Genomic DNA, 8,386 nt, shown 5'->3' on the forward strand with positions numbered 1-8,386 from the left:
GTAAGGCTTGCCCGCGATGAAGATAACGCGGTACTTCGGGCACCGAGGTGTTTGCATCGCGAGCAAGCTTTGCTCCCACAGGTAAATCCCTTCCCTACAGGCGTGTTGTGCTCTCCTGATTGGAGTGGTTATGGGTGATCGGCACGACTATGTGGCCCTGGAATGGGTCAAGGGCGAGATTGCCGAAACGCTGAAGCAGGCTCATCTGGCCCTCAACCGTCTGGTGGACGATCCGCAGGCGTCGGATGCCCTCGGGCAATGCCTGGCCTGTATTCACCAGGTCCACGGCGGCCTGCAGATGGTCGAGTTCTACGGTGCGGCGTTGCTGGCCGAGGAGATGGAGCAGCTGTGCGCCGCCCTGCAGGACAACCGTGTCAGCCATCGCGACGAAGCCATCAGCCAGTTGAGCCAGGCCCTGGGGCAGTTGCCGATCTACCTGGACCGCGTACAAAGTGCCCGTCGGGACCTGCCGCTGGTGGTGCTGCCCTTGATCAACGACCTGCGCAGTGCCCGGGGCGAGGGCCTGTTGTCGGAAACCAGCCTGTTCAGCCCCGAATTGCCCGATATTGCGCCGCTCAGCGACGAAACCGTGCAGCGCCTCGAACCCGCTGACCTGCCAAACACCTTGCGCAAATTGCGCCAGACCCTGCAATTGGCCCTGGTGGGCCTGTTGCGCGAACAGGATGACACGACCCACTTCGGTTACCTGGCCAAGGTCTTCCATCGCCTGGAAACCTTGTGTGCTGGGGCGCCGCTCAATGCGTTATGGCAGGTGGCCTCGGCGCTGGTCGAAGGCATGCGTGACGGGCGCATCGCCAACAGCCCGGCGTTGCGCAGCCTGTTCAAGGAAGCCGACAAGGAACTCAAGCGCCTGCTGGACCAAGGCATGCCAGGCATCAATCAGCCGGCACCGCCCCACCTGCTCAAGAGCTTGTTGTTCTATATTGCCAAGGCCGAACATCCCAGCGGGCAGATGCAGATCATGAAAGAACGCTACTCACTGGACGACGCGCTGCCCGACAGCGCCATGGTCGACGAAGAACGCGTGCGCCTGGCCGGGCCCGACCGCGATGCCATGCGCTCGGTGCTTGCCGCACTGTGCGAGGAGTTGGTACGGGTCAAGGAGCGCCTGGACCTGTTCGTGCGCAGCGATCGCCAGCACGCCTCGGAGCTGGACAGCCTGTTGGCGCCGCTGCGGCAGATCGCCGACACCCTGGCGGTGCTCGGTTTCGGCCAGCCGCGCAAGGTCATCATCGATCAACTGGCGGTGGTCCTGAGCCTTGCCCAGGGCCAGCGCGAGCCGGATGACGCGATCCTCATGGACGTCGCCGGGGCCTTGCTCTACGTCGAGGCGACCCTGGCCGGCATGGTCGGCACCGTCGAGCCCGAGAGCCACGAAGACATCCACCTGCCCACCACCGACCTGACCCAGATCCACCAGATCGTCATCAAGGAAGCCCATACCTGTCTGCAACAGGCCAAGGACATGATCGTCGACTACATCGACGCGGACTGGAACAGCGAGCAACTGCAGCCCTTGCCGGCGCTGCTGACCCAGGTGCGCGGCGCGCTGGCGATGATTCCCCTGAGCCGTGCCGCCAGCCTGGTAGAGGCCTGCAACGGTTTCATCCGCGACCACCTGCTGTTGGACCAGGCCCAGCCGGGCTGGGAAGAACTCGACCACCTGGCCGACGTGATCACTGGCCTGGAATACTACCTGGAGCGCTTGAGCGAGGACCCGGAAACCCCCGGCGAGCCCTTGCTTGAAGGGGTCGAGCGGAGCCTGGCCGCGCTCGGTTATTTCCCTGACGAAGCGCGGGTGCCGGTGCTCGACGATGTGTTGAGCCCCAACGAAGCCCAAGTCATGCAGGACCTGCAGGAATTGGATGACCCGCAGACGGCGCAGTCCTTGGCCCAGGTGCTGGCCAGCCCGGTCTCGGCGGTCAATCCGCCGGCCAGGAGCACCCCGGGCAGCCTGTTGCCGCCTCCGTTGGATGAAAGTCCGGTGGACGACGAGTTGCGCGAGGTCTTCCTCGAGGAAACCGACGAGGTGCTGGACGTCCTGCGTGAGTACCTGCCGCGCTGGAGTGCTCATCCCGACGACCACGGCGCCCTGAGCGAACTGCGCCGGGCCTTCCATACCCTCAAGGGCAGTGGCCGGATGGTCCGGGCGCTGGTACTGGGTGAACTGGCCTGGGCCGTGGAAAACTTGCTCAACCGGGTCCTGGAGCGCAGCGTTGGGCCACAGGCCTCGGTCCGTCAGTTGATCGAAGACACGGTGCAGTTGTTGCCGGCCCTGGTGGCCGAATTCGCGGCCAATCACCAGCGCCAGCGTGACGACGTCGACCGCTTGGCCGCCCGCGCTCATGCCCTGGCCAAGGGCGGCGACGAGGAAGATGAAGACGAGCAGGACGTGGTCGCCCTCGATCCGCTGCTGTTGAAGATCTTCGACAACGAAGCCCAGGGCCACCTCGCCAGCCTCAATCGCTTTCTCGATCAGTCGGCCGAGCACCTGCCTTTGCAGGCCAGCGATGAATTGCAGCGGGCCTTGCATACGCTCAAGGGCAGCGCTTCGATGGCCGGCGTGCTGCCGATCGCCGAGCTGGCCGGAGCAATGGATGAACTGGCCCGGGAATACCGGGCGCATCTGATTGCCCTCGACCTGGATGAGGTCCAATTGCTGCTGGAAGCCGAAGGCCTGCTGCGCCGTGGCGTGCGCCAGTTGCACAGCGAGCCGCTGGCAGCGATCCCCGGGGCCGAGGATCTGATCCTGCGCGCCCAGGTCCTGCTGGCCGAGCGTCTACACGCGGCCAACAGTGCGCCGGACAAAGCGCTGCGGACCAAGCGCGACCCACAACTGATCAACAACTTCCTCGCCCAGGGCATGGACATCCTGCTGGACGCCGAAAGCCTCTTGCAGCGTTGGCAGCAGCACCCCGGCGAAGGCCAGGAACTGAGTGCGCTGCTCGATGAGCTGACCACCCTTGGCGAAGGCGCGCACCTGGCCGACTTGCACCCGGTGGACGAACTCTGCGAAGCCTTGCTGGATCTCTACGGTGCGGTAGAAGAAAGCAGCCTGGCGGTCAGCGATGAATTTTTCCAGGAGGCCCAGCGCGCCCATGAAGCGCTGATCGACATGCTCGATGAGCTGGCGGCCGGGCAGCATGTGCATCCGCAGCCTGAACGGGTACAGGCCTTGCGCCGCCTGCTCCAGGAGAGCCTCGACCCGTCGGCCACCGGCCTGATCCGCAGCGACGGCAGCCGCACCCTGAGCATCCGCGAACTGGGCCACGCGACGGCGCAAATGGCGCGTGACGCGCCCGTCGATGCCACGATGGAAGATGACCTCGCGTCGATTTTCCTCGAAGAAGCCCAAGACATCCTCGAAAGCGCCGCCCAGGCCTTGCAACGCTGGTTGGCCGATCCGGATAACGGCGCGCCGCTGTCCTCGCTTCAACGTGACTTGCACACCCTCAAGGGCGGTGCGCGAATGGCCGACATCCGGCCGGTGAGCGACCTGGCCCAGGAGTTGGAAAACCTTTACGAAGGACTGGTGGACCGGCGCTACAGCTACAGTGAGGAACTGGCGCAACTGCTCGCCAGCAGTCATGAACGCCTCGACCTGTTGCTCAGGCAGTTGCAACAGGGTCAGCCGTTGGGTGATCCCGTTGCGCTGATCGACGCCATCCGACGGTTCCGCCAGGACAAGCCGAACGCTATCGAGACGAGCGCAGCGGCCCAGGCCGACGGTGCCGGCCATGATCCCGAGTTGCTGGAAATCTTCCTTGAGGAAGGCTTCGACATCCTCGACAGCTCGGGCGCGGCGTTACTGCGCTGGCAGGAAGAACCGTCGAATCGCCAAGCCGTGGAAACCCTGTTGCGGGATTTGCACACCCTCAAGGGTGGCGCGCGCATGGTGGAAATTGTCCCCATCGGCGACCTGGCCCACGAGCTGGAAAACCTCTACGAAGGTCTGTCGGCGGGGCTGCTTCAGCCGACCCCAGCGCTGTTCACCTTGTTGCAAAGCAGCCATGACCGACTGGCGCAGATGCTCGACGCGGTGCGCGCCGGTCACCCGTGCCCGCTGGCCGACCGGCTGATCGTGCAGATCCAGGCGCTGAATCATCCCCAGCACAGTGCTGCATCGCAGGCTGTCTCGGTGCCGGAACCGGCCCCCGTCGTTGCTCCACCAGCGGCACCCGCCAGACCTGACCCCAGTGCACCGGGCGACGGTGCGGACATGGTCAAGGTCTCCGCCGAGCTGCTTGACGACCTGGTGAACCTGGCGGGCGAAACATCGATCTTCCGTGGGCGCATCGAACAGCAGGTCAACGATGCGCGCGTGGCCCTGGGCGAAATGGAAACCACCATCGAGCGCATGCGTGATCAGTTGCGGCGCCTGGATACCGAAACCCAGGGGCGGATTCTCAGCCGGCAACAGATGGAGGCCGAGCGTCTGGGCTATGAAGAGTTCGACCCGCTGGAGATGGACCGCCATTCCCAGTTGCAGCAGTTGTCCCGGGCGCTGTTCGAGTCCGCCTCGGACTTGCTCGAGCTCAAGGAAACCCTCGATCGCAGCAATCACGATGCCGAGGTCCTGCTGCAACAGCAGGGGCGTATCAACACCGAGCTTCAGGAAGGCCTGATGCGCACGCGCATGGTGCCGTTCGAGCGCATGCTGCCACGGCTCAAGCGCATCGTCCGGCAAGTGGCGCAGGAGCTGGGCAAGGACGTGGAGTTCATGGTCGGCAATGCCGACGGTGAGATGGACCGGAACGTGCTGGAGCGCATGGCTGCGCCTCTTGAGCATATGCTGCGCAACGCCGTCGACCACGGTCTGGAGCCGGTCGACGTGCGCATTGCCGCCGGCAAGCCGGCACGAGGACGTATCAGCCTCGACCTGTCCCGGGAAGGCGGCGACATCATTTTCGACATCCGCGACGACGGCGCCGGCGTGCCGCTGGAGGCCGTGCGGAACAAGGCGATCAAGCGTGGCTTGCTGGCGCCGGACAGTGACATCAGCGAGCGCGACGTGCTGCAGTTTATCTTGCAGCCAGGGTTTTCCACTGCCGAGAAAATCACCCAGATTTCCGGGCGCGGCGTCGGCATGGACGTGGTCCATGAAGAAGTGCGGCAATTGGGCGGCAGCATGATCATCGACTCCACGCCGGGGCAGGGCGTGCATTTCCGCATTCGCCTGCCGTTTACCGTGGCGGTGAATCGGGCGTTGATGGTGCACTGTTGCGAAGACCAGTACGCGATCCCGCTGAACACCATCGAGAGCATTGTTCGGGTGTTGCCCGCCGAGCTGGACGGCTATTACCAGCTTGATCCGCCGACCTACACCTACGCCGGGCAGCGTTACGAGTTGTGCTACCTCGGTGAGCTACTGAAAACCGGTACCCGGCCGAAACTGCTGGGCCAGAGCCAACCCTTGCCGGTGTTGCTGGTGCAGTGCAACGAGCGGCATGTTGCCGTGCAGGTGGACGCTACCGCCGGGACCCGAGAGATCGTGGTCAAGAGCCTCGGCCCACAGTTCTCGGCGGTGCAGGGTTTGTCCGGGGCGACGATCCTGGGGGATGGTCGGGTGGTGTTGATTCTCGACCTGCTGGCGCCGATCCGCGCCTTGCCCCACCAGGTCCCGCGCCGCCAGGTGCCGGCTGAAGGCGAGGGCGAACCGCAACGACCGTTGCTGGTGCTGGTGGTGGACGACTCGGTGACGGTGCGCAAGGTCACCAGCCGTTTGCTGGAGCGCCATGGCATGCACGTCCTGACCGCCAAGGATGGCGTGGACGCCATGGCGCTGTTGGCCGAACATGCGCCAGACCTGATGCTGCTGGACATCGAGATGCCGCGCATGGACGGCTTCGAAGTGGCCACGCAAGTACGCAACGACCCGCGCCTGGCGCGCCTGCCCATCATCATGATCACCTCGCGCACCGGCCAGAAACACCGCGACCGCGCCATGGCCATCGGCGTCAACGACTACCTGGGCAAGCCGTACCAGGAATCGGTGCTGCTCGACAGCATCGCGTACTGGAGCAAAACCCATGCATGACCTGCATCTTCACTCGCGCACCAGCCCACTCACCGGTCTGTTGTTGCCGTTGGCCGACCGGCACCTGGTGTTGCCCAACGTGGCCGTGGCCGAACTGATCGATTACCAGAGCAGCGTATTCGATATGGACACCCCGCCGTGGTTCCTGGGCTGGGTGAGCTGGCGCGAACGGCAAATCCCGTTGCTGAGCTTCGAGTCGGCCTGCGGCCAGAAGACCGTGATTGGCGAGCGAGTGCGCATTGTCGTGCTCAACGCCTTGGGCGGGCGGCCGGAGCTGCGTTTCATTGCCCTGCTGGTGCAAGGCATCCCGCGCTCCTACAAGCTCGACAGCCAATTGAGCTACGTCGACGTGCCGCTGTGCGGGTTGGAACAGGCGGCGGTGCAAGTTGGGGAGCACGTGGCGAAGGTGCCGGACCTGTTGGCGCTGGAGGAGTTGGTGATGGCTGCGGGCCTGATTCAACCCTACAAAACCTGAGGCATACGAATTTCCAATGTTGGAGCGCGCTTGCTCGCGATGGCGGACTGACAGCTGGCCAGGATTTTGTTGATCGGGTACATATCCATTGCTGCGGTAACGGCGGCTTAAGGTTCCGCCCTTACGGCGGGTCACTTTTTTCAGACGCCAAAAAAGTAACCAAAAAGGCTTTGCCCCACCACTCGGTGCCTCGCCTAGGCTCGGCATGCCCTCACTCCGGCATTGCTCCGTGGGCCCGCCGCGAAGGGCCATCCATGGCCCAGCGCGGCTATCCCGGCATCCATGGCCCAGCGCGGCTATCCCGGCATCCATGCCGGGATGCCCACTGCGCAACACCTTCGTTCGGCCATCGTGGTTAACGGGGCGCCCCAGATCAAGATCAAGATCAAGATCAAAGGCGAGGCGACCTGACAGCCGGCCTGGCTCTTGCGGGTGTACACCAACCAGACGTGAGTGAGCAGAACCTGCTCGCGATAGCGGTTGGTCAGGCGAGATCAATATTGAGTATGCCGCTGCTATCACAAGTAATACCTTCTCTGTCGCGCTCGATAGATAGGTCCCATAAAGGGTCTGTTAAGTCCCTTTATGGGACCGGAATAAACGGCAAGGCTTGTAAAGTCCCAATAAGGGACCTATCGTTCCCTTTTTGGGACTTTATGTTGCCTATATGAGCCACCTCTCTCTCAGCGATGCGCTGTTCACGGCCACTCAGCAGCGGGTCTTGGGCCTGTTGTTCGGTAAGCCGGATCAGAGCTTCTATGCCAACGAAATTGCTCGCTGGGCCCAAATAGGTAAAGGCAGCCTCATGCGAGAGTTGGAGCGCCTGCAACGCTCAGGGGTGCTCACCATGACTCGTCTGGGTAATCAAACCCATTATCAAGCCAACCCACACTGCCCGATTTACGCTGAGCTGCTAGGCATCGTGCGCAAAACCATCGGTATCGCCGAACCGTTGCGCCAGGCATTGGAGCCTTTTTCTGAGCAGCTGCGCTGGGCGTTCGTCTATGGCTCCATCGCCAAGGGCCAGGCAAACGCATCCAGTGACATAGATCTCATGCTGATCGGCGAAGGCCTGCACTACAGTGAAGTGATGGAGCGGCTTCTACCTCTGGAAGAGCAACTGGGCCGCCCCCTGAACCCTACGCTCTACACGCCCCAGGACTGGGCAGCAAAATTTGCGGCCGGTAACAGTTTCGTTGTGCGGGTAGCGGAGCAGGACAAGATCGATTTGCTGGGTGCAAACCCTTTGGAAACCAAGGATGGACAAACACCAAAGCCTGGAGAATCTGCTACATAGCGGCAGCCTGAAAGCCGAACCACCGGATCGTCAGGAATGCGAGGGCCTGATGCGTTCGGCGACGGATCGCTTGGAGGATGCACAAACAACTTCCCTTTCTTTCGCCAGCCGGTTCGACCTCGCATACAACGCCGCCCATGCCTTGGCGCTCACGGCGCTACGCTTGAGCGGTTATCGGTCGGACAAGCGCTATCTGGTCTTCCAGTGTCTGATTCACACGGCGGACATCAGTAAAGTACAGGTCCGGCTATTCGTGTTGTGTCATGAGCGGCGCAACCTTGCCGAGTACGAGGGGTACATGGATGAAGATGATGCGCTGCTTACCCAACTGATTGAGAGCGCAGCAGAACTGCTCGAACGGGTCCGGCAATTGATGGATGTGAGTTGATCCTTGGCGGTCGCCACAAACTCCAATCCAACCCCATACCCCTGTGGGAGATTCTATGGTGCAGGGCTACCCCTTAAATGCCCTTCGGTAAGTATTCGCTCTGGTTCTTCAGCAGGGCGAATACTACTCGGGCAAGCTTGCGGGCCAGTGCCACTAATGCTTCGGTTG

The 8,386-nt window shown here is 62.8% G+C and carries 4 protein-coding genes; all 4 read left to right on the forward strand.

What is annotated here, in order from left to right:
* Positions 1–130: 130 nt before the first annotated feature.
* The 4 genes from AACY31_RS09085 to AACY31_RS09100 all read left to right on the forward strand — a co-directional run bounded on the left by AACY31_RS09085 (position 131) and on the right by AACY31_RS09100 (position 8,218).
* Entirely contained in the window at positions 131–6,058 is a 5,928-nt protein-coding gene (locus AACY31_RS09085; RefSeq protein ID WP_339504344.1) for an Hpt domain-containing protein, read from the forward strand.
* The gene (locus AACY31_RS09090) at positions 6,051–6,533 is read left to right on the forward strand and encodes a chemotaxis protein CheW (protein WP_046063247.1); all 483 of its coding nucleotides are present in this window, start codon (positions 6,051–6,053) and stop codon (positions 6,531–6,533) included. The genes AACY31_RS09085 and AACY31_RS09090 overlap by 8 nt, the downstream gene beginning before the upstream one ends.
* Before the next feature lie 667 nt (positions 6,534–7,200).
* A complete protein-coding gene (locus AACY31_RS09095; protein ID WP_339477679.1) occupies positions 7,201–7,830 on the forward strand; it encodes a nucleotidyltransferase domain-containing protein in 630 nt (209 codons plus the stop codon).
* Complete coding sequence (locus AACY31_RS09100; protein ID WP_339477545.1) at positions 7,793–8,218, forward strand: hypothetical protein; 426 nt, start codon at positions 7,793–7,795, stop codon at positions 8,216–8,218. The genes AACY31_RS09095 and AACY31_RS09100 overlap by 38 nt, the downstream gene beginning before the upstream one ends.
* The last annotated feature ends 168 nt before the right edge of the window (positions 8,219–8,386 follow it).

The sequence above is a fragment of the Pseudomonas sp. RL_105y_Pfl2_101 genome (assembly GCF_963970585.1).
Taxonomy (GTDB): Bacteria; Pseudomonadota; Gammaproteobacteria; order Pseudomonadales; family Pseudomonadaceae; genus Aquipseudomonas.

Excerpts from the sequence above, each read along its gene's own strand:
- AACY31_RS09085 (WP_339504344.1), top strand. The coding sequence starts at position 131 with ATGGGTGATCGGCACGACTATGTGGCCCTGGAATGGGTCAAGGGCGAG.
- AACY31_RS09090 (WP_046063247.1), top strand. The coding sequence starts at position 6,051 with ATGCATGACCTGCATCTTCACTCGCGCACCAGCCCACTCACCGGTCTG.
- AACY31_RS09095 (WP_339477679.1), top strand. The coding sequence starts at position 7,201 with ATGAGCCACCTCTCTCTCAGCGATGCGCTGTTCACGGCCACTCAGCAG.
- AACY31_RS09100 (WP_339477545.1), top strand. The coding sequence starts at position 7,793 with ATGGACAAACACCAAAGCCTGGAGAATCTGCTACATAGCGGCAGCCTG.